This is a genomic window from Palleronia marisminoris, assembly GCF_900172315.1.
In the GTDB taxonomy this organism is placed as follows: Bacteria; Pseudomonadota; Alphaproteobacteria; order Rhodobacterales; family Rhodobacteraceae; genus Palleronia; species Palleronia marisminoris.
In genome coordinates this window covers 16,969-36,101 of the sequence record NZ_FWFV01000016.1, presented here as the reverse complement: position 1 = coordinate 36,101, position 19,133 = coordinate 16,969, and the positions used below count along the sequence as shown (strand labels likewise).

The 19,133-nt window shown below is 62.9% G+C and carries 23 protein-coding genes; 14 read left to right on the top strand and 9 right to left on the bottom strand.

Going from position 1 to position 19,133, the window contains the following annotated elements:
* Positions 1-20 precede the first annotated feature (20 nt).
* Both PAM7066_RS17380 and PAM7066_RS17375 read left to right on the top strand, forming a co-directional pair.
* A complete protein-coding gene (locus tag PAM7066_RS17380) occupies positions 21-902 on the top strand; it encodes a 2-hydroxy-3-oxopropionate reductase (protein WP_085855489.1) in 882 nt (293 codons plus the stop codon).
* Between the two features lie 213 nt (positions 903-1,115).
* Positions 1,116-1,838 carry a ribonuclease activity regulator RraA gene (locus PAM7066_RS17375; protein WP_085855488.1) on the top strand — a complete coding sequence of 241 codons (723 nt, stop codon included), beginning with the start codon at positions 1,116-1,118 and terminating at the stop codon, positions 1,836-1,838.
* A 303-nt stretch (positions 1,839-2,141) separates the two neighbouring features.
* Here PAM7066_RS17375 and PAM7066_RS17370 read toward each other — a convergent pair whose 3' ends face one another.
* From PAM7066_RS17370 to PAM7066_RS17355, 4 genes are all read right to left on the bottom strand, one after another.
* Positions 2,142-2,726: a peroxidase-related enzyme gene (locus tag PAM7066_RS17370; RefSeq protein WP_085855487.1), complete on the bottom strand. Its 585-nt coding sequence runs from the start codon at positions 2,724-2,726 to the stop codon at positions 2,142-2,144.
* Entirely contained in the window at positions 2,723-3,103 is a 381-nt protein-coding gene (locus tag PAM7066_RS17365) for a hypothetical protein (protein WP_246799795.1), read from the bottom strand. Before PAM7066_RS17365 ends, PAM7066_RS17370 begins: the two co-directional genes overlap by 4 nt.
* A gap of 92 nt (positions 3,104-3,195) precedes the next feature.
* Positions 3,196-4,662 carry an NAD(P)-binding domain-containing protein gene (locus PAM7066_RS17360; protein WP_085855485.1) on the bottom strand — a complete coding sequence of 489 codons (1,467 nt, stop codon included), beginning with the start codon at positions 4,660-4,662 and terminating at the stop codon, positions 3,196-3,198.
* A 78-nt stretch (positions 4,663-4,740) separates the two neighbouring features.
* Positions 4,741-6,201, bottom strand: a complete 1,461-nt coding sequence (locus PAM7066_RS17355; RefSeq protein ID WP_085855484.1) for an aminotransferase class V-fold PLP-dependent enzyme — start codon at positions 6,199-6,201, stop codon at positions 4,741-4,743.
* Between the two features lie 113 nt (positions 6,202-6,314).
* Between PAM7066_RS17355 and PAM7066_RS17350 the strand changes: the two genes are divergently transcribed.
* The 3 genes from PAM7066_RS17350 (at position 6,315) to PAM7066_RS17340 (ending at position 9,092) form a co-directional block, all read left to right on the top strand.
* Positions 6,315-6,779, top strand: coding sequence for an Lrp/AsnC family transcriptional regulator (locus tag PAM7066_RS17350; RefSeq protein WP_085855483.1), 465 nt, complete (start codon positions 6,315-6,317; stop codon positions 6,777-6,779).
* 396 nt (positions 6,780-7,175) lie between these two features.
* Positions 7,176-7,418 carry a hypothetical protein gene (locus tag PAM7066_RS17345; protein WP_085855482.1) on the top strand — a complete coding sequence of 81 codons (243 nt, stop codon included), beginning with the start codon at positions 7,176-7,178 and terminating at the stop codon, positions 7,416-7,418.
* 231 nt (positions 7,419-7,649) lie between these two features.
* Positions 7,650-9,092, top strand: a complete 1,443-nt coding sequence (locus PAM7066_RS17340) for an alanine/glycine:cation symporter family protein (RefSeq protein WP_090929516.1) — start codon at positions 7,650-7,652, stop codon at positions 9,090-9,092.
* 60 nt (positions 9,093-9,152) lie between these two features.
* Here the strand turns inward: PAM7066_RS17340 and PAM7066_RS19080 are convergent, their stop codons facing one another.
* On the bottom strand, positions 9,153-9,311 hold the full coding sequence (locus PAM7066_RS19080) for a hypothetical protein (protein ID WP_175484719.1): 159 nt from the start codon (positions 9,309-9,311) through the stop codon (positions 9,153-9,155).
* Between the two features lie 128 nt (positions 9,312-9,439).
* On the opposite strand from PAM7066_RS19080, the gene PAM7066_RS17335 reads away from it, so the two are divergent.
* The 4 genes from PAM7066_RS17335 (at position 9,440) to PAM7066_RS17320 (ending at position 13,099) form a co-directional block, all read left to right on the top strand.
* Positions 9,440-10,174 carry a pseudouridine synthase gene (locus PAM7066_RS17335; RefSeq protein ID WP_085855480.1) on the top strand — a complete coding sequence of 245 codons (735 nt, stop codon included), beginning with the start codon at positions 9,440-9,442 and terminating at the stop codon, positions 10,172-10,174.
* A 494-nt stretch (positions 10,175-10,668) separates the two neighbouring features.
* On the top strand, positions 10,669-11,742 hold the full coding sequence (locus PAM7066_RS17330; RefSeq protein ID WP_085855479.1) for an AraC family transcriptional regulator: 1,074 nt from the start codon (positions 10,669-10,671) through the stop codon (positions 11,740-11,742).
* A gap of 448 nt (positions 11,743-12,190) precedes the next feature.
* Positions 12,191-12,391, top strand: a complete 201-nt coding sequence (locus PAM7066_RS17325) for a hypothetical protein (protein WP_085855478.1) — start codon at positions 12,191-12,193, stop codon at positions 12,389-12,391.
* Positions 12,392-12,688: 297 nt separating this feature from the next.
* Positions 12,689-13,099, top strand: coding sequence for a hypothetical protein (locus tag PAM7066_RS17320; protein WP_175484717.1), 411 nt, complete (start codon positions 12,689-12,691; stop codon positions 13,097-13,099).
* Positions 13,100-13,206: 107 nt separating this feature from the next.
* Here PAM7066_RS17320 and PAM7066_RS17315 read toward each other — a convergent pair whose 3' ends face one another.
* Positions 13,207-13,491: a helix-turn-helix domain-containing protein gene (locus PAM7066_RS17315; RefSeq protein ID WP_245749751.1), complete on the bottom strand. Its 285-nt coding sequence runs from the start codon at positions 13,489-13,491 to the stop codon at positions 13,207-13,209.
* A 140-nt stretch (positions 13,492-13,631) separates the two neighbouring features.
* On the opposite strand from PAM7066_RS17315, the gene PAM7066_RS19440 reads away from it, so the two are divergent.
* Genes PAM7066_RS19440 through PAM7066_RS19430 form a run of 4 tightly spaced genes read left to right on the top strand, consistent with a single transcriptional unit; the run spans position 13,632 to position 14,872 of the window.
* Positions 13,632-13,805, top strand: a complete 174-nt coding sequence (locus PAM7066_RS19440; protein ID WP_245749756.1) for a hypothetical protein — start codon at positions 13,632-13,634, stop codon at positions 13,803-13,805.
* Entirely contained in the window at positions 13,802-14,074 is a 273-nt protein-coding gene (locus PAM7066_RS17310; RefSeq protein WP_338061505.1) for a cupin domain-containing protein, read from the top strand. The genes PAM7066_RS19440 and PAM7066_RS17310 overlap by 4 nt, the downstream gene beginning before the upstream one ends.
* A 4-nt stretch (positions 14,075-14,078) precedes the next feature.
* Complete coding sequence (locus tag PAM7066_RS19435) at positions 14,079-14,423, top strand: glutathione S-transferase N-terminal domain-containing protein (RefSeq protein WP_245749750.1); 345 nt, start codon at positions 14,079-14,081, stop codon at positions 14,421-14,423.
* Positions 14,399-14,872, top strand: coding sequence for a glutathione S-transferase family protein (locus PAM7066_RS19430; protein WP_245749749.1), 474 nt, complete (start codon positions 14,399-14,401; stop codon positions 14,870-14,872). Before PAM7066_RS19435 ends, PAM7066_RS19430 begins: the two co-directional genes overlap by 25 nt.
* A 192-nt stretch (positions 14,873-15,064) precedes the next feature.
* Here the strand turns inward: PAM7066_RS19430 and PAM7066_RS17300 are convergent, their stop codons facing one another.
* Positions 15,065-15,478 carry a hypothetical protein gene (locus PAM7066_RS17300; protein ID WP_085855477.1) on the bottom strand — a complete coding sequence of 138 codons (414 nt, stop codon included), beginning with the start codon at positions 15,476-15,478 and terminating at the stop codon, positions 15,065-15,067.
* A 508-nt stretch (positions 15,479-15,986) separates the two neighbouring features.
* The gene (locus PAM7066_RS17295; protein ID WP_085855476.1) at positions 15,987-17,192 is read right to left on the bottom strand and encodes a PQQ-dependent sugar dehydrogenase; all 1,206 of its coding nucleotides are present in this window, start codon (positions 17,190-17,192) and stop codon (positions 15,987-15,989) included.
* 751 nt (positions 17,193-17,943) lie between these two features.
* On the opposite strand from PAM7066_RS17295, the gene PAM7066_RS17290 reads away from it, so the two are divergent.
* Positions 17,944-18,141 (top strand): hypothetical protein, encoded by a 198-nt coding sequence (locus tag PAM7066_RS17290; RefSeq protein ID WP_085855475.1) that lies wholly within the window; start codon positions 17,944-17,946, stop codon positions 18,139-18,141.
* Positions 18,142-18,413: 272 nt separating this feature from the next.
* Here PAM7066_RS17290 and PAM7066_RS17285 read toward each other — a convergent pair whose 3' ends face one another.
* Positions 18,414-19,073 (bottom strand): SOS response-associated peptidase, encoded by a 660-nt coding sequence (locus tag PAM7066_RS17285; protein ID WP_085855474.1) that lies wholly within the window; start codon positions 19,071-19,073, stop codon positions 18,414-18,416.
* Positions 19,074-19,133 lie beyond the last annotated feature (60 nt).

Genomic DNA, 19,133 nt, shown 5'->3' with positions numbered 1-19,133 from the left:
ACCACGAGGAAAGATACACCATGGATATTGGCTTCATCGGTCTGGGCGTCATGGGTCAGCCCATGGCAGGGCATCTGATCGCGGCGGGGCACCAATTGCACCTGCATCGCGTCAAGGACAGGTCCCGCCCCCTGGTCGAGCAGGGCGGACTCGCTGCAGACAGCGCCCGTGCCGTGGCCGATGCCGCCGAGGTCATCATAGTCATGGTGCCAGACACCCCTGACGTCGAGGATGTGCTCTTTGGCCCGGACGGCGTGGCCGAGGGGCTGAGCCCCGGCAAGACCGTGATCGACATGTCGTCAATCTCCCCGGTCGCCACACGGGACTTCGCCGCGCGCATCGCCGAGGCGGGCTGCGCGTATGTCGATGCCCCCGTCTCCGGCGGCGAGGCCGGGGCCAAGGCCGCGTCGCTGTCGATCATGGCGGGCGGGGCGCAGGCAGATTTCGACCGCATCTTGCCGATCCTCGAGATCATGGGCCAGAACATCAATCTAGTTGGGGAGGTCGGTGCCGGGCAGACGGCCAAGATCGCCAACCAGATCATCGTCGCCCTCACCATCGGTGCCGTGGCGGAAGGGCTGCTCTTCGCCTCCAAGGCGGGCGCCGACCCCGCGAAGGTCCGCAGCGCCCTGATGGGGGGCCTCGCCTCGTCGCGCATCCTGGAGCTGCACGGTGCCCGCATGACCGACCGGACCTTCGACCCGGGCTTCCGCATCGCGCTACACCGCAAGGATGTGAACAACGCCCTAGAGGCTGCGCGGAGCCTGAACATAACCCTCCCCGCGACCGCCCAGGTGCAGGAACTGTTCAAGGCCTGCACCGCGCATGGCTTCGGTGACCTGGACCACTCTGCGCTGATCCGCGCGCTCGAGATGATGTCGGACCACGAGATCGGTGGCTGACGCCTTGGCCATGGCCGAGGCATTTGAGGCGCAAAGAGACCTTCACACCACGCGTAAAGCACCTGCTTGCACCCGACCGGGTGTCGGGTGACGCAACCTTCACCTCGAAGCCGGCCCGCGGCGGCGCCCACAACCTTTCGGCCGGCACCCTCGCCATTCACCGCCCGTCTTTGATCAAAACATGCCACACGCCATCTTTCCGGAGGACCCGAAATGACCGACACCCTTTCCGACGACACCCGCAGCAAGCTCGAGAAGGTCTCCGTCGCCACACTGGCCACTGCGCTCTACAAGCGTGGCCTGCGGGGGCAGGTGATTCAGGGCGTGAACCCCGTGGCGCCGAAGGGCCGCAACATGGTCGGCCCCGCCTTCACGCTGCGCTACATGCCCGCCCGCGAGGACCGCAACACCCTGGCGGAGTTCCGCAACCCTGAGCATCCGCAGCGTGTCGCCATCGAGACATGCCCTCCGGGCCACGTCCTCGTGATGGATAGTCGCAAGAGCGCCACCGCGGCCTCGGCCGGCGACATCCTCATCACGCGCCTGATGGTTCGCGGCGGGGCCGGCGTGGTCACCGATGGCGGTTTCCGCGACGCCGCGACCATCGGCGCGCTGGACATCCCGGCCTATCACACGCGCCCTTCCTCCCCGACGAACCTCACCACCAACGAGGCGATCGAGATCAACGGACCGATCGGCTGCGGCGACGCACCGGTTTTTCCCGGCGACGTGATCGTCGGTGACGACGACTGCGTGATCGTGATCCCGGCACATCTGGCCGATGAGGTCGCCGCCGAGGCGGTCGAGATGTCGGCCTATGAGGATTTCGTCGTCGAACAGGTAAAGAACGGCAAGACCATCATCGGCCTCTACCCCCAGACCGACCCTGAGCATGCCGAGACCTTCAAGACATGGCGCGAGACAAACAGGAGATGACAGGTTTGAGGAGCCGTCCGAGAAGGTGAAGATCCGGTCCCGGGCCCCTGCGGGTCGCGTTGACGTTGTGTCTAGGGGCTCTTCGCGGTCGAGGAGGATTATCGGACCGGGTAGGTTCCTATGCGCGTGGCCACGCTTAGGGCTGTAGAAGCGCTCGATGCCGTTGAGAACGTCTTGGCGCGCTGACCCCCAGGGCAGTTGAGGCGCATGCCCATCCAGGCCGCGTACCGTCGGTCCAGCCCGCTCGACTCAGGAGACAAAGACGGCACGCGCACACTGAGGCATGTTTCAGGATCGAGTCATTCACCGGGCTTCTGGGCGAACCGGATCGCCCAGGACGTGCATCAGTCTGTTTGCCCAGCCAAACAGCGCGATCGACAGGATCAGGTCGAGAATTTCCGCCTCGCTCAGGCCTTCCGCGCGAAGCGCATCCATCTGCGCATCCGTCGCTTGGGACGGGCAGGCCGACAAGGCCGTCGAAAAATCGAGGATTGCGCGGTCGCGGGTCGATAGTCTCGCCTCGATCCCGTCCCTGAACAGTCTGTCCGTGACCTCTTCCGACTTTTCCAGCTGCGCATGCCGCGATGCGTGGACCGCCGCGCAAAAGATGCAGCCGTTGACGAGCGACGCGCCGATCGCGCCGAGTTCCCGCTCGGCCCGGCGCAATCCGCCTTCATCATACATGATTGCGTTGAAGAGCGGCGATCGGACCTTCAAGGACTCGACGTCATGGGCGAGGGTCAGGACGTATTCCGACACCTTGGTGTTCGACGGGGTTACCTTCAGAGCGTCGAGTTGCGCCTCGGTCGCTTCCGCGAGGACGACCGGCCGCACCCGGGGCTGCCAATGCGGCACGGTGCGGGTGAATTTCTTGATGACTGTGCTCATGCTGAGGCGCCCTTCATAAGGCGCAGACCGGCGATCAGCCTGATCTGGTAGGACAGGAAGGCGTTGAGCTCTGCCAGACGCACGATGTCCGCGTCGTCGATCCCGGTCGCTTTCAGCGCGGAGATGTCCTCGGCATCGACGCTGCGGGTCTGTGCCGCGACCTTTTCCATGAAAGCGACGACCTCCTTCAGATCGCCCCCGTCGGTGGAAGGGTCGGCATGGGCTGCGAATTCGGCGGCATCGGCCGCGTAGTGCCGCGACAGCTCATGCTCATCGTTGAGAGCCGCAATCCTAGCCGCCAAGGCAGCGCGCAGAGGATGCGGCCACGCCCCTGTTTCGTGCGGCCGCAGGACGGCGTCCTCGGCGGCCTGGGTCATCTTGAAGATGTCGGCGCGTCCCCTGATGGCAACGTCCAAGGGGGAGCCTTCCTCGATATCGGCATGCTTGCCAACTGTCGTGTCCATGGCTGTCACGCGATCCGTTCCTTGCGTCCGGGCAGGCCAAGTTCGGTCGGCGTCCATTCGCTGCCGTCGAGCTCGGGGTTCATGAAGTCCTGCAGGTTCTGCCAGTGCCGTTCGACATCCTCGCCGAAGAGCTTTGCCGCAAGCCCCCGCGCCAGCCATGCCGCTCCGTCGGAGATGCCGGGGATATCGCCGCTGACCTTACCGAGGCTGGCGGTGGCACCGTAGTTGAAGCAATAGACATTGCCGATCCATGGAGCGCGGCCCGGCTTTTTCTCACGAAACGTGAAATCCGGATTGAGATAGGGAAAGCTTCCCAGATCCTTCGAGGCCTCGCTGGCGGGCGGTCTATAGACGTCCTGCCACAGCAGCATGTCGTCCGCTGCTTCGCCGAATTCGGTGCGCGCCTGCGGATCGACGGTGAACCCGGTTCCGAGGATGACGAAGTCGGCGTCGTGGGTCGTGCCGTCCGCGAACTCGATCCGGGCGACGCCGTTCACTTCCCGAATGGCAGAGGTGCTCTTGCCGAAATGGAAGTGGGCGTTCTCGTGCCGACTGACCCGTAGGGTCGAACCGTGCGGCGGCGGGGTTTGCGACGCGAAGCTGTATTGCATGAATCGCCAGCGCCACTCGTCAGGCAGTTCCGCGAAGCCGGCGGTGAACCCGTAGCTGCCGATGCCCGTCATCTTGTTGATCGTGGGCATCTCCTTTCGGCGGATCAGATGGCGCACCTCGGCGGCCCCGTGCTCCAGCGCCTCGGCGGCGTTATCGACGGCCGACGCGCCGACGCCGATGACCGCGACGCGCTTGCCCCTAAGCGTCCCGAAGTCGATGTCGTCGGCGGAATGCGCCCAGTATCTCTGCGGCAACCCCTCCACGAAGTTCGGGATGTTCGGGCGGCCCGTCCCATCCCGCCCGGTTGCAAAGACCAGTTTACGGGTGACGCAGGTTTCGCTTCGATCTCCGGACAGATGCAGCCGGAGATGCTCTCCTTCTGGCTCTACGCGATCGACGGACAACCCGTTCTCCACCGGGATCGCCAACAGCGCGCGGTACCAGCGCAGGTATGTCATCCATTGCGGGCGCGGGATCTTGCCCAGGCGATCCCAGGCCTCGGCGCCGAACTGCGCCCGGAACCAGGCTTGGAAGGTCAGCAGCCCGTGTCCGTAGGCCGGTCCGGTCAGTTCCTTGGGCGAGCGCAGAGTCTCCATCCGGGCGTAGTTGAGCCACGGACCTTCGAGACCCTCCGGGTTGCGATCGACGATCCGGCAATTCGTGATCCCCGCGCTCTGCAAGGCGAACCACGCCAGGATGCCGCACATCCCACCGCCGATGATCGTGACATCCGTCACGTTCTCTCGCTGCGGAACCCAGGGCTTCCCGGGGAAGTTCAACATTCGCAATTCCGCATTCACGCGCTCTTCCAGCGCCGGAAGACCGACGTCATCGATCGAGGGCAGGCAATTCTCGGGCATGGGCATCATCCTTGCGGATTGGGGTATCTTCGAGATCGGCAGCCGGCGGCTAAGCCCGCAAAATGGAGGAAACGGATCCTATGGGACCGCCATGCTCTCCGGCGGGCAGAACTTGAACTGAGCCATCGCGTGGTCTGCTTTGTAATTCCCCGTGTAGTTCGAAGCGGACGCCGCAAGTCGGTCGACGGCTTGCACTATTGTGTCTGCCTTTTCATCGGTCAACAGAGCCGAGAGATTGAGGCGGATCCAGCCGGGTTTGCGTATCTCGTCGCCTTGGGAAATCGCTGCGAAAAGCTCCGTCGAGGCTTTCTCGTCGATCTCCAGAAGTCGGTGGGCATACGGGCCGGCGCAGGCGCATCCGCCGCGCGCCTGAACTCCATGGAGATCGCTGAGCATGCGCGTGAACAACTGGTGATGCACATAGCCCCCCGAACCATCGCGGACCCGGAACGAGAAGATCGGCAACGCCTTCACGCCGGTCATGCCTAGGATCTCGATATAAGGATTGCGCGACCATACAGCCAAAGCCATGGCGCGAAGGTGGTCGTGGCGGCGGTTCAGCCAGTCTTGGCCCAGCGCTTCCTTGACCAGCATCGCAAGGGCCGCCCGGATGTCTCCGACGATGTTTGGCGTGCCACCCTCCTCTCGGTCTGAAAGCTTCGACGAGTAGACGTGGTTCCAGGGCGACACGAAGGACACCGTCCCGCCCCCGGGCGACGTCGGCGTTTTGCGCCGGACGATCTCGTCGCGGATGACGGCGATCCCGGACGCGGCGGGACCGCCGGGAAACTTGTGTGGAGAATAGACGATGGCATCCTTCTGGGCGTCGGTGCCGATTTTCATGTTCATGTCTACATAGGGTGCAGCACAGCCATAATCCCAGACGGAGATCGCACCGTGGCGCCTCAACAGGCGTGTCACGGCGTCCACGTCGGCGAGTACACCCGTCACGTTCGATGCAGCCGAGAACGCGCCCACGATCCGACCGACACCCGACCTGCGCGCTGCGTTCAACTCCGCCTCGAGGTGGTCGATGTCGATACCGCCCGCCGCGGCTTCCGCTATCTCGGTGACCTCTATACCGGCTTCGCGCCAAGGAAGAATGTTCGAATGGTGCTCGTAGGGGCCGACTAGAACGCGCGCGGACCCTTCGGCAGTCGAACCGGACAGGCCTAGAAGGCCGACCAGCCGATTGATCGCGGCCGTCGTCCCCGAACCCGTGAAAATTACGCTCGTCGTCGCGTCGGCGCCGACCAACCGCGCGATCTCGCCCCGGGCCGCTTCGCGCAGACGGGTCATGTACGAGCCGCAGAACGACGCTTGGGTATGCGTGTTCGAATAATAGGGAAGCACCGACGCTCGCACGAAATCCTCAATCACGGCCAGCGCCCGACCGGACGCAACGTAGTCGGCATAGATCAACGGCTTCTTGCCGAAGGGTCCGTCGATTTCGATCCCGTCCCCGATCAGCGCCGCGCGGATGCGGTCACGCCTGTCTGCAGTGTCGAGGGCGATCGCGAACTCTTTGAGCGGGGACATGGGACCTCCTGCCGTTTCAACTTGCGCTACCGAAAGTAATTATCATCGGCTCGAAGCAGGTTCTTCACACAATATGCTGCCGTTCGTCCTGTTTTTGTGTCATTGATGCGGTCATGTCCAAAAGCATCGATAAAATCGATCGCCGCATTCTGGAGGAACTCCAGAACGACGCCTCTCAGTCGCAACGCGCCGTGGCCGAACGGGTCGGGCTGTCGCAGAATGCGTGCTGGCGCCGCATCAAGGCTCTCGAGGCCACGGGCGTGATCCAAAGGCGAACGGTGGTCGTCGACCGCCAGAAACTGGATATCGGGCTGGTGGTCTTCGCGATGGTGCGGACCCGCCATCACTCTGCGGATTGGCTGCGCAGGTTTCGCAGCCATGTCTCGAACATCCCCGAGGTCGTCGACTTCTTCCGCATCGGCGGCGACTACGACTATCTTCTCAAGATCATCACCACCGACATGCATACCTATGACAGCGTGTACAAACGCCTTATCGAGAATGTCGAGTTGGACACAGTGACCTCGTATTTCTCGATGGAAGCCATCGAGGAGCAACGAACCATCGCGCTCACATAGTGTCTGTTTCGCCTTCGCTGGCCCCGGTCGGTCGGCATGTCCGGCCTCGGCAAGGAGCATGGTGTCCAAAATCCGAGGCGCCACCTCGGCCGGGATTCGGATGTTCGGCTCGATCGCTAGGTCGACTGGCGAGGATCCTGCAGCTTGCGCCGGGGTCCCGGCACTCGTCGGATAATAAAGAACCGCCTCCGAACCGACTTTATGTGAACTCAACGATCTCATTGCGGGAGCAGGAAGCAAAGCTGCGACGGTCAGACAACTAGCCTGTTTCGCGCGACCGAACTTGCGGTGTTTCCAGTGAGCAAAAAGGGCGCGGGCACGAGGCGACGGCGGCAGGTCGGGCTTGTTGTCCCGGCGTTCTAGCTTGTTCCGAGAGTGCTAGCGGCAACGGATCTCATGGCGATGATCCCCAGGCAGAGCTTCGCTGCGCATGCCGAGTTCGACCTGGACGTTCGCCTGCCGCCGATTCAGGTCGATGGCTTTCCTCTGCCCCTCACATGGCACGCCCGGCAGAACCGCGACGTGGCCGTGCAACATGTTGCAGGGGGATCGCCCGAGCTGCCCGGGGGCGAGCCCCTGAAGCCCGAGGCCATTGTCCGGCTACGGCTTCGCGGCGAAATCGCCGACGCGTCCTGCTGAAGGCCGTCGCGTGGCGCAACGCCGTTCTGACCCGCATGCTATCGACCGAAATGCGAACATGTGCCGATCCGCAAGTGGATACCGAGCCTCCTGAGGCAGCGACACGGACGACGAGTGCCTGGTTTTAGTCTCTGGCTCGGCGCCTGCTGAAGGGAGATCATGTTGCGCAGACTTGCAACGCTCGTCGCGTCGGTCAAACCTGTCACATCAGCACGGTCTGGGGAGCAAGTCGTGACGGCAATCATAGATTTCATCAATGCGATTCTTTGGGGATATGTACTGGTCTACGGCCTGATAGCGGTCGGACTCTATTTCACCTGGCGGACCGGATTCATCCAGTTCCGTCATTTCGCAGAGTTCTTCCGGGTCATCACCTCGTCACGCTCGACCTCCAGCTCGGGCATCACGCCGTTCCAGGCGCTGACGATCTCGCTCGCCTCGCGCGTGGGCACCGGCAACCTCGCTGGCGTGGCGGTGGCGATCTATCTCGGCGGGCCAGGTGCGATCTTCTGGATGTGGATGGTCGCCCTTGTGGGCATGGCCACAGCCTATGCCGAGTCGACACTGGCACAACTCTACAAGATCAGGAACGCCGACGGCCAATATCGCGGCGGTCCGGCGTTCTACATGGAGCGCGGCATCGGCAGCCGCGCCATGGGCTACGCGTTCTCTATCGCCTTCATCCTCGCCTTCGGGCTGATCTTCTCGGCCGTGCAGGCCAATTCCATCTCGGTCGCGATGGACGAAGCGTTCTCGATCCCGAAGCTTGTCACCGGGATCATTCTCGTCGTGCTGGCGGGCATCGTGATCTTCGGGGGCATCCGCTCCATCGCGCGCGTGGCCGAGAAGGTCGTGCCGGCGATGGCCGGGCTCTACCTCCTGGTTGCCCTCTATGTCTGCGTGATCAACATCACCGAAATCCCGAGCGTGCTGGCGCTGATCGTCGGGTCGGCCTTCGGGTTCGAGCAAGCCGCGGGCGGCTTCACGGGGGGGCTCATGGCAGCTTTGCTGAACGGGGTGAAGCGCGGGCTCTTCTCGAACGAGGCCGGCATGGGCTCGGCCCCGAACATCGCGGCCGTGGCGGTTCCCGATCCGCACCACCCGTCGTCGCAGGGCATGGTGCAGGGCCTTGGCGTCTTCATCGACACGCTGGTAATCTGCACGGCGACCGCTCTGATGATCCTGCTATCGGGCGCCGTGGACCATTCCGAGGGCGCGCCCACGGGCATGGCGCTGACGCAGATCGCGCTCGACACGCATATCGGCGCCTTTGGTCCGTGGTTCATCGGGATAGCGATCTTCTTCTTTGCGTTCACCTCGATCCTCGGCAACTACGCCTATGCCGAGAACGCGATGGAGTTCCTGGGCCTTGGCGGCAAGAAAGGGCTGCTGGTGCTGAAGGTGATCGTGCTGGGCTTCGTGATGTGGGGATCGCTGCAGGCGGTCACGACCGTCTTCAACCTTGCCGATGCAGCCATGGCGATCATGGCGACGATCAACCTCGTCGCGATCTTGATCCTGTCGAAGACGGTCGCCAAGCTGACGCGCGACTACTTCGCCCAGAGGCGCAGCGGCACCGAGCCGGTGTTCCGCATCCGCGAGTATCCCGAGCTTGGCGACGGCGTCGATGCCAGCATCTGGAACCGCGACGTGGCGGCCGAGCGCAATCGCTGACGAGAAAAGGGCGGGCGAGACCTATGCTCTCGCCCGTTCCGGCCGGATCGGCGGCTCCCCTTACTCCGACTCTCGGCTGAACTCCGCGTCCCAGTCGGACGGCAGGCGCGTGCCCGGGATCAGGGATTGCGCGTCACTCTCGCAATCGGACCCGCCGGGTCGCTTGCGCTTCATCTGTCTGTTGGCGCTGACCGCCTCGGCGTCCTCACCCTCGAGCATCTCCGGGTCCATCGTCCCGGGGTTGCGGCCATGCGAGGAGTCGCACGCGCACTGCGTGTCTCGAGCCTTGGATCATCGATTTCGAGGCGGCGGGCTGCCCGGCTGGCTTATGCAAGGAAGCACTCGTTATGGCCAAGACTCCAACCTCCCGCGTCGACAGGCTCCTGTCCTCCATGGGCTATGGTTCGCGCACCGAGATTGCGCGAATGGCAAGGCGGGGTGCAATATCCCTGGACGCGGTCGCCTTGCTGGACGCCACCAAACGCATTCCCGTCACTCCGGATTTATCGGCGCGCATGGAGATCGGGGGCGAGGCGCTTGATCCCCTCGCGGGCATGGTCATCCTTCTGAACAAGCCTCTGGACATGACCTGCTCGCACAAGGAGACCGGTGCGCTGGTCCATGACGTCCTGCCCGAGCGCTGGCGACGGCGCGATCCGGCGATCTCGACCATCGGCCGCCTGGACAAGCAGACGTCAGGCCTTCTGTTGCTGACCGATGATGGCGGCCTGCTGCACCGTGTCATCAGCCCCAAGCGCCACGTCGCGAAGATCTATCGCGTCAATCTGGCCCGCCCGCTCGATGGGACCGAAGGCGCCCTATTTGCCTCGGGCCAGTTGATGCTGGAAGGCGAGGACAAGCCGCTGGCTCCTGCGGAACTGCAGGTGGTCTCAGAAGCCGAAGCCCTGCTCACTGTTACCGAGGGTCGCTACCATCAGGTGCGCCGAATGTTCGCGGCCACCGGCAACCATGTCGACAAACTGCATCGCGAACGTGTGGGCGGTCTTTCACTGCCTGATGGCATGGCTCCCGGCCAGTGGAAGCTGCTGAGCGATAAAGAGATCGCCTTGATCTTCCAGTAGCCGCTGTGATCGGCGCAGAGTGGACAATTGGATAAACGCCTCCTGTCACCGCGGCCAGGGCCTCGCGGACCGCCAGGAAGAGCCGCGCGTGTCTCTCGGTCGGCATCTTCTTCCAGACGTCGCGGACGGACTTCAGTTCGGCGATCATCGGGCAGCCTCGCTTCGGCGGAGCCCAGGAGATGCTGGTCTCCCGGAACCGGAAGCGACTACGTCCTGGCGTCCTCGAGGCGGCCGGAAGTCAAGCATGCGTAGCGTCGCTGACTGACCTGCTTTTTCTCGTGGATAATATGGCCAAGGTTTCTCAGGTTAATCATGCACAGAGCGGAGCCATGAGATTTCGTTTGCAATAGTGCCCATGCACGCAAGACTACTACGGAACACGTTCGGACCAGATGCCGATCGAAACCGCGTGAAGGACCTTCGTCCATGTCGACGTCCTCAGACATGCAGCCCGGACCGAAGCCCAGGCCAAGGCCCGAGCGGGAGTCGCGGGAATGACACTTGACCCAGCCGTCACACAAACTCCGCCGGAGGTTGGAAGCGGGTTCACACGGGTTCCGAAGCTTGTCCGGATCGGTAATCCATCGGTGCTGGAAGGCGGCACCTATTGGCCGGAATTGTGCCCCTACTTCTCCAATCCGGCCTACCGTCGCCTGCGTTACAATATCCTCGAGGGTGCCCCGGCGTCGGTCGACGGCGCGCATCTGTCCTTGCGTGGGGCGGCACGCGTCGACTCTCTCGATCTTGCATTCATCGCCGACCGTTACGCGGCCGCGCTCAGCATCGCGGGCAACGGACTGCCGGACTATTGCCTCACCCTTGTGCGCAAGGGGGGACTCGTCTGCACGGGCCTGCCGGGTGCTGACGATCTTCGCGTCGGGCCAGATACGGGCCTCATCTACCGGGGTCAGCCTGGGACGACGCTGACGGCATCCGGATCTCACGAACGCTTCGCGATCTGGATACCGGCGGCGATGCTCCGGACGCGTCTGTCAGCTCTTCTCGGCGAGCCGGTTCTGGACGACATCGAGTTCGTGCCGCTCTTCGAGTGGGACGCACCTGCAACAAAGAGCCTCAGGGGCCTCGTCTCAATGCTGGTCGACGAATTTTGCGAAGCACGGGGAGTTCTCTCCCTCGAAGTCGCGGCGCGCTCTTTCGTGGACCTCTTTCTCTACACCCTGCTGCGATCCGTGCCACACCGACATTCGCACCTGCTCGATCGGCCAGCGTCGCCGGTTCTGCCCGCTACGGTGCGCCGGGCGGAGGCATACATCGCGGCGCACCTGGAGGATCCCATCGCTCTCCACGAAGTGGCCGTCGCGGCTGGATGCAGCGTTCGAAGCCTGCAGGCAGCCTTTCAGCGCTTTCGCGAGGCCACGCCGCTTCAGGTCATCCACGCGGCTCGCCTTCGTGCAGCACGTGCGGCGCTTCTGGACGCTCTCCCCGGCACCACCGTTACCACCGTGGCGATGCGCTACGGCTTCACGAACCCGGGCCGGTTCGCGGGGCGATTCAAGCGGACCTATGGGGTCTCCCCTGCAGAACTGCTTCGCCGCGGCGACATGTAGCCAGACATTTGTCCGGGCGGCCCAGACCGGCCTGTTCGTTCTGATGCGCTCCCTTCGGAGCCGAACGATAAGGTTACCCGGACCGTGACGCCAGACTCCCTGTTGCTCGACCTCAAGGGCTCCTTCCTTTTTCAGCGCATCCGTGCATCGCACCGGCATCGGAACCTCGCTCACGGATCTGTGGTCGTGGTCTGGAAAAGGCGAAGCATGGATGCATGCCGGCGCACAGCCATCAGCGGAAAGGGACAGTGTCTGTCATTTGAATCGAGATTTCTGCGCATTTTGTCCGCTCTGCGCGGGAACCGTCCAGCCACGCGCGGGCCCATCCAACACAGTGCCCTTGCCGGAAGGGGCATCCCCGATCGTCCGGTCCAGAGGGTCACCTGGGTTGCTGCCCAAGCTTCACGAACGGGTCACGACCCCCTTCGGTCAACAATGGAATGGATTCATGCGCTCGAGGACCTCGAACATCATCCAACTCTCCGCCGCCGCGGCGATTGCCTACGGCTTGTCTGCCATCCCTCCCGTTGCGGCGCAGACCATCGTGAACATGCCCACCCTTCAGTTCCCGACCAAGAACGGAAGCTGGGGATGCCGGTTCACGGAACGCTGCACAATCGCTGCACCCGGCCTGTCGGACAAGATGTAGGGCCGGTGAGGACCGTTTGGTCCGTTGCACTGCGCCCTTCACCAGTCGGGGACACCAGGCCGGGCGCGGATGCTCTTCCATTCGCACGAGCGGCCGGGAGCTGCTGTGCCGGTTCTTCGACGTGCCGCTCCCGAGGCAGCCCTTTCCGCACCACAACACCCGTGACGCGTTCTGGCAGCTTCTGGGCGGCGAGCCCACCTGCGCCGGAGGGTGGCCCCGTCCTACGCGTCACGCGCCTCCATGCCTGTGTCAGCCACGCCAATTTTTCCGCAACCGCAAAACGAAAGCAAACCTTCGATGCATATTCTCCCCATCGCCGCCCTGGCCCTCGCAGCCTGTCCTGCCCTCGCGCAGGACAGCTATGCATCGCTTCCCGGCGTCGAGACCCTTCCCGAAGGCGTCATCCAAATCTCGGGCGTGGTGCCAGCAATGGGTGAGCACTGGGCCGATCCCGCCACGCTGCCGCTCGGGCCTATCTACTGCGTGCATGAGGGCAAGATCGTCTGCCTCGAGTTCATGATCGCGCAGGAGGAGTTCGCCGCCGGCAAGTCCTGGCCCATGCTCGCCGGCATGCCTGGCCTGCCCGCGGCAAATCACACCCATATCGGCTTCGAGCCTCATGGACATGAGGGCTTCGAGGTGCCGCATTACGATATCCACATGTACCTCATCAGCCCCGAAGAGGTGGCGTTGATCCAGCCAGAGTAGCCGGATGCAGGGCCGACCTGACCGTCCGGCAGTTAGCATCCACGGTCGTGGTGGATTTTCCAGTGTAGCATTCCTCAAGCGCTGGCATCACCATCTCGCCGAAGAAGTCACCGGGCGCAATGTGGAACGTCCCTACGGCGGTCTGAGGGTCGAAGCGAGCCGGCGGTGAAAGTATCGCGTCGATCCGTTCGAGCTCCTGCTTGACAGGCTCTCTCAACCCCGGGGGCGTAGTCGGTGGCGTCCGGCTTATTGGCCTGCCGGATGAAGAGCGGGTCGGCCAATGAATGGCGCAGCCGCGAGAGGCGGCCCGAGAGGGCAGACCGAGACAGGCCCAGACTTGCGACGGATTTCAAGGTCAAGCCCTCGCGGAATATCGCGTCCAGCACGCGCATCAGATTGAGCTCGATGGTGGCAAAATTCGTTTGGGCGATACCTTATTTCGCGGAATACGGTTTGGTCGATGAATCGGTTCAAGGTTATCTTCATCTTCAGGAGCGCGCTTTCTTTCTGGTCCCAGGCAAGGAGGGGAACGATGAAAGACTTTGACGTAGCCAGCGACGCCATCGAGTGGCTCGGCGTCCGCTACAATACCATCCTTTCGCCCGCGGAGACCGGCGGCGCTCTGGCGATCGTGGACAACTGCTCGCCAGTGGGCACCGGCCGCCACGGCATGTCCACGAGAAACAAGACAAGACCTTCGTCATGATCTCCGGGACGAGCAAGGTTTGGATCGAGGGCGAAGAGCTGATCGCCGGCCCCGGCGAAAGCGTCTTCATTCCGCGTGGCACCGCCCAATCGTTCAAGGTGATTGACGACGAACCGTCCCGGCATCACGTGATCCTGACGCTTGGCGGCTCAGAGGGGTTCCTTGCGAATAGGGCTGCAGGGCAGTTCCGCATCCCGGACGACATGCCTGCGATCGAGGAGTCCGCCCGGCGCCACCACCTCAGCTTCACCGGACCGCCGCTGGAGTGATGCCATGAAGCATATCGTCTACCATATCCCCGTCTGCCCGTTCTCGCAGCGGCTCGAGATCCTGCTGGCCCTTCGTGGACAGGAAGAGGCAGTCGAGTTCCGCGTGGTGGACATCACGAAGCCGCGTGATCCGGCGCTCGTCGCGAAGACGCGGGGAACTACCGCGCTGCCCGTACTCGAGACGCCCGACGGCACAATCATCAAGGAGAGCCTCGTCATCCTTCGCTATCTCGATGAGATGATCGAGGGGCCGGCGTTGCGCCGCACCGATCCAGCGCAGCATGCGATCGAGTCGATGCTGATCACGTGCGAGGGGGCTTCACGATGGCCGGTTATCTGTTCGTCATGAATCAAGAGCGCGACCGCCGCGAGGCATGCGCCGACAAGCTCTTGGCCATCTATCGCGACATCAACGTCTTCCTGCTCGAGCACAGCCAAGACGGGCTCTACCTGTTCAACGAGTTCGGACTGGCCGAGGCGGTCTTCACGCCGATGTTCAAGCGCTTCTGGTTTCTCGACTACTACGAGGACTTCCGAGTTCCTGATACTCCCGAATACCTGCGTGTGCTTGCTTGGAGGGACGCCTGCATGTCCCACCCAGCGACCCAGCAGGTGGCCAGAGAAGAGATCGTCAAACTCTACTTCGACTATGCGCTCGGCGCCGGAAACGGAGCACTTGTCGATGGTCGCTCGGTCTCGAGCTTTGCGTTCACGCCGCACTGGAAGGATCGGCCATGGCCGCCGCGGGAAAAATATGCCGGCACGCCGACCGATGAGGCACTGGGACTTGTCGCCTGACCGTGAGGTCGGAGCCATACACCCTCGCGGACTGAAACAAAGGTTGCATTCGAGACCGTGCAGCAGCGCGTGCCGGCTTGTAGCGAAGATCCGGAGAGCCCGCTCTGGGTCGGCGCGAACGGCCCGTAGTCACCAGTCCTGCCTTGCCTGGCGGGTAGCAAGCGCACTGCCAGGTCCAAGGGGCGGTGAGCGTCAGCAGCCGCGTTCGGAATCTCCGTCGGCCGGCTCGACATTGATGTGAGTAGGCTGGCTGCGTGGGCCGCACACGAATACCAAGAGGTAGGCTTCACCGGGACCAAACGCGCCGGACAGCACACCATCGGTCCAATCGTCGCGCTGACCCCGAGCGTAGAGCGCGGGGATCTGGGCGCGAAGTTCGCGGTTAGCGAAGAACATGTCGCTCTGGTCACCGGCTTGGCGGGTGCCGAAGCGGTGGAAGTTGGCGCGGTCTTGCTGAAGCACGGCGCCTGGGGAGGACAACCGTGCGCCCGAAGAGTTGTGTCGGTCAGCTTCGGCTATCGTGGCATAGTAACTGTCCATGACCTGCGCCGAGGCGGGAACGGCGAGAGCGCAAAAAGACAACGCGATGATGGCCGAACGCCGCATGAAAAGGCCCCCTTGTAATGACGTAGCGTCAATAGGCTAGCACGGGCGTGTATTTCCGGAAAGGCCGGGCGGATCGCTTTGCGCAGGGTCATTGTGGTGAGCCGCGCCCATCTTGAGCGTCACGCGCCCCTGTCGAGGTTGACGTTGACCGTGGCGAGAAGTGCGGCAACCGGTCGATGGATGGAAGCAGGTGGTTCCAAGGGACATTTTCTTCCACATCGATAAGGCGACGAAGCGTCCGACTGGCAGGTCCGCTTCCTGCGCATCTCGGGCGTTGATGCAGGCCCCAGCGAAGGACCGCAGCGAAGCCATTCTCCGGCCCGGCGATGCGGCCTGAGGTCTTCCGTCCTCTCGCTGCGAATTTGCCGGCGTTCCTGAACTACGACAGCAGCTTGAGCGACAAGGCTCGGGATATTGAAGCAATGAAGTCGAATCAGGCCCCGCAGGCAGCATGGAACTGACGGTTTGCACCGCCAGCTCCGAGTCAGCACCTCGTCGATGCGGATGCTCAGTCAGAGGCGCCGTCTTCTTCGGCGCCAGGACCAGAGCGCCCGCCATCAGCCGAAGGGGGATGCACCTCGAGCGGCTCCATCCGCCAGACTGCGCCCGCGGCATCGCCGCTGACGTTGGTCAGCAGGTAGACGCCCCCGTCCGGCCCCTGCACCACATCGCGGATGCGGGTGTTCATCGGGATGAACTCGCTCCCCGCGACCTCGCCGCCTTCCATGTCCACGTGCTCCACGCCACCGGCAGACAGTGAACCGAACAGGACGTCGCCCTGCCACTCGGGAAACAGTTCTCCGGTATAAAGGATCATGCCCGACGGGGAGCGTACCGGGCTCCAGTTATAGACCGCGTCCGCGAATTCGGGGAACTCCGAAGGGTTGGGGATCTCCACGCCGTCGTAGTTGATGCCCCAGCTGACCACCGGCCAACCGTAGTTCGCGCCGGGCTCGAGGGCGTTCAGCTCGTCACCGCCCAGCGGACCCATCTCGGTCACCCAGACCTGCTCCATCTCGGGGTGCCAGATCGCGGCTTCGATGTTGCGGTGGCCGTAGGACCAGATCGCGTCCTCGGCACCTTCCTCGCCCACGAAGGGATTGTCCTCGGGGATGGTGCCGTCGAGGTTCAGCCGGACGACCGCGCCCAGCGTGTTCGACAGCTCCTGCGCAGGACCGAACTGGAAGCGCTCGCCAAGGGCCAGGAACACGTGGCCGTCGCCGTCGAAGACGATGCGGTTGCCGAAATGGTTCGGCCCCTCGACCTTCGGCTCCTGACGGAAGATGACCTCCCAGTCCTCGATGCGACTGAGGTCGTCCGAAAGCCGGCCTCGTCCCAGCGCGGTGCCCGCCGTCGCCCCTTCGCCCGGCTCGGCGAACGAGAGGTAGACCTGCCGGTTCTCCGCGAAGTCGGGATGGAGCGCCACGTCCATCAACCCGCCTTGTCCCTGGGCGAAGACCGGGGGCGTGCCCTCGATCGGGTCCGAGACTGTGCCGTCGGGGCTGACGACGACAAGGTCGCCTGGCAGCTCCGTCACAAGCATCTGCCCGTCGGGCAGGAACGTCATTCCCCATGGCGTATCTAGGCCCGTCGCGATCTCGACGATCGAAATCGGGACTTCGCCGGTATTGACGGATTCCACCTGGTTCGGGGGTGACGGCTGCGCCAGCGCCGGGCCGGAGAAGGCGAGGAGCGCGATCAAGGAGAGTCTCATGGGTCTGGTCCTTTCTTCAAGTGCGGTGCGAAGGAGCGACTGGCGCCGGTTGTGGGATTGTCGCCCAGCACTGCCACAATTGCCGGGAGCGTGAAAATTGTCGGAGAAGACTCGGCCGAACACTCGTGGGATTGGTTTACCGCGACCGGCCCTCAGGGAGCGGCAACATGGGGAGGGACTGTTCTCTCTGCCATCGGACTCGTAATAACCTTCGTCGGCTTCATCGTTGCCTTTAGATAGGCGAAAGCTGCCACACAGCAAGCGAGCGCTGCGGTCACCGCCGTAGCACAGCTGAGGGCAACTCTCGGAACCAGCTCTTAGCGTATGCTCATTCACACCTTAATATGCTGGTGCAATTCGTTGAAAGCGATCACTACGGCCCAGCACATGCTCTCTTGGCAACACTGAAACGGGAGATGCTCCACCACGCAGGTGACGTTCGAGCGAGCGAAAACACTGTGGATGACGTAAATAGACGACCGAAGATCGTCCGAACTCACATTGGATACGCCGCATCTGGCGACGCCAAATACAAGAACGGAACACTACGTAGTGCTCTGGATTGGCATTCAGGAAACAATCGTCGACTGGGAGAACACCCTTAGACAGCAGGCTGGTGAGGTCTGGAAATGAATTTCGAAGATCTACTTCCGAAACTTCTTGAGATTACCCGAAGAAGAAAGATCACCTGGAGCGACCTTGGCGACGATATCTTCATCGCTCGTTTCGGTCATAAAAAGTTTCAAATAGCATGGCGCTTGACAGTGACAGCGAAGAGACCATCTTCCGCTTTGATGTCTATAGTGGTGGCGATGACTTCCCCTCTTCAGGACAACTTATCGACACGGTGTATGCGGATCGCTTCCGCGGATCCTTTGCCGACCTCGAGGAACTATACACGGCAGCTCGGCGCAATGCGCTCGGTCTGGATAAGGTTATCGCCGAATAGACACAGAACTGAGTAATTTTCTAAAGTACAAACTTCGATTCGGAGAAACAGTTCGTTTCGATGCGTTTGCGGCTCGTAGCCTTCGAGATACTCCTACCACCCGACACGCTGGGGTGCCCGTTCGAGGTTCCGCGCCATGTGGAGACTATGCTATTGCGCGACCAATTAGCTTGCCAACCTCATGGCATGGCTATTCAAGCGGCACGATCGGCGAAAATATAGTCATCTTCGACATTCTTTCTCGCTGAACCCTTTTAGGACCGGAGACACCATCAGGCGCATTCCGGATCCTCCTTAATGCCTTCTGCGTCGATTTCGAGGACGTCATTCGATAGCGGCCGTTGCAGCACCTTCGCCTCGTCGAGGAGCGCTGTCAGCCAGGTCTCCCACTCCTCTGGCTGGGTCAGGATGACGGGCATAGCTTTGGGATGAATCTCGCCAATGGTCGCGTTCGCTTCGGTCGTCAGTAAGCCGTAAAGGTCGGCCTCCACCTCCCCCTCCTTGAGCTTGCGCACGGAAGTCCAGCGGGTCCAAATCCCCGCGAAGAAGGTCAGCGGTCGATCCTCGGCGCGCGCGAACCAGACGGGGGTTCGCGACTTTTCGAGCTCGACGCGATACTCCGAGAAGCTGGTGAACGGCACGAGGCAGCGGTGCTCGGGTCCGAGCCAGCGCCGCCAGTGCGGCGATCCGACATTGCGGATGTTCGTCACGCCCGGATCCGTCTTGCGGGTTTTCAGCGCGAAGCTCGGCGACGGCATGCCCCACCGCATCATCACGAGTTCCCGGCCATCGTCGCCCATACGGATGACGGGCGCCGACTGATCCGGAAAGATCGCAGGCTGCGGCGCGAGGTTTCCTGTCCGGTCGGTCCAGACGCTGGCGATCTCTCGGATGGCCGCCTGGCCTTTCGACAATGAGTAGAGGTTGCACATCCGCCCTGCCCCCGCTGCGCCTGCGCAAGCCAATCCGCCGCGCGTCTCGCGCCGACTTCA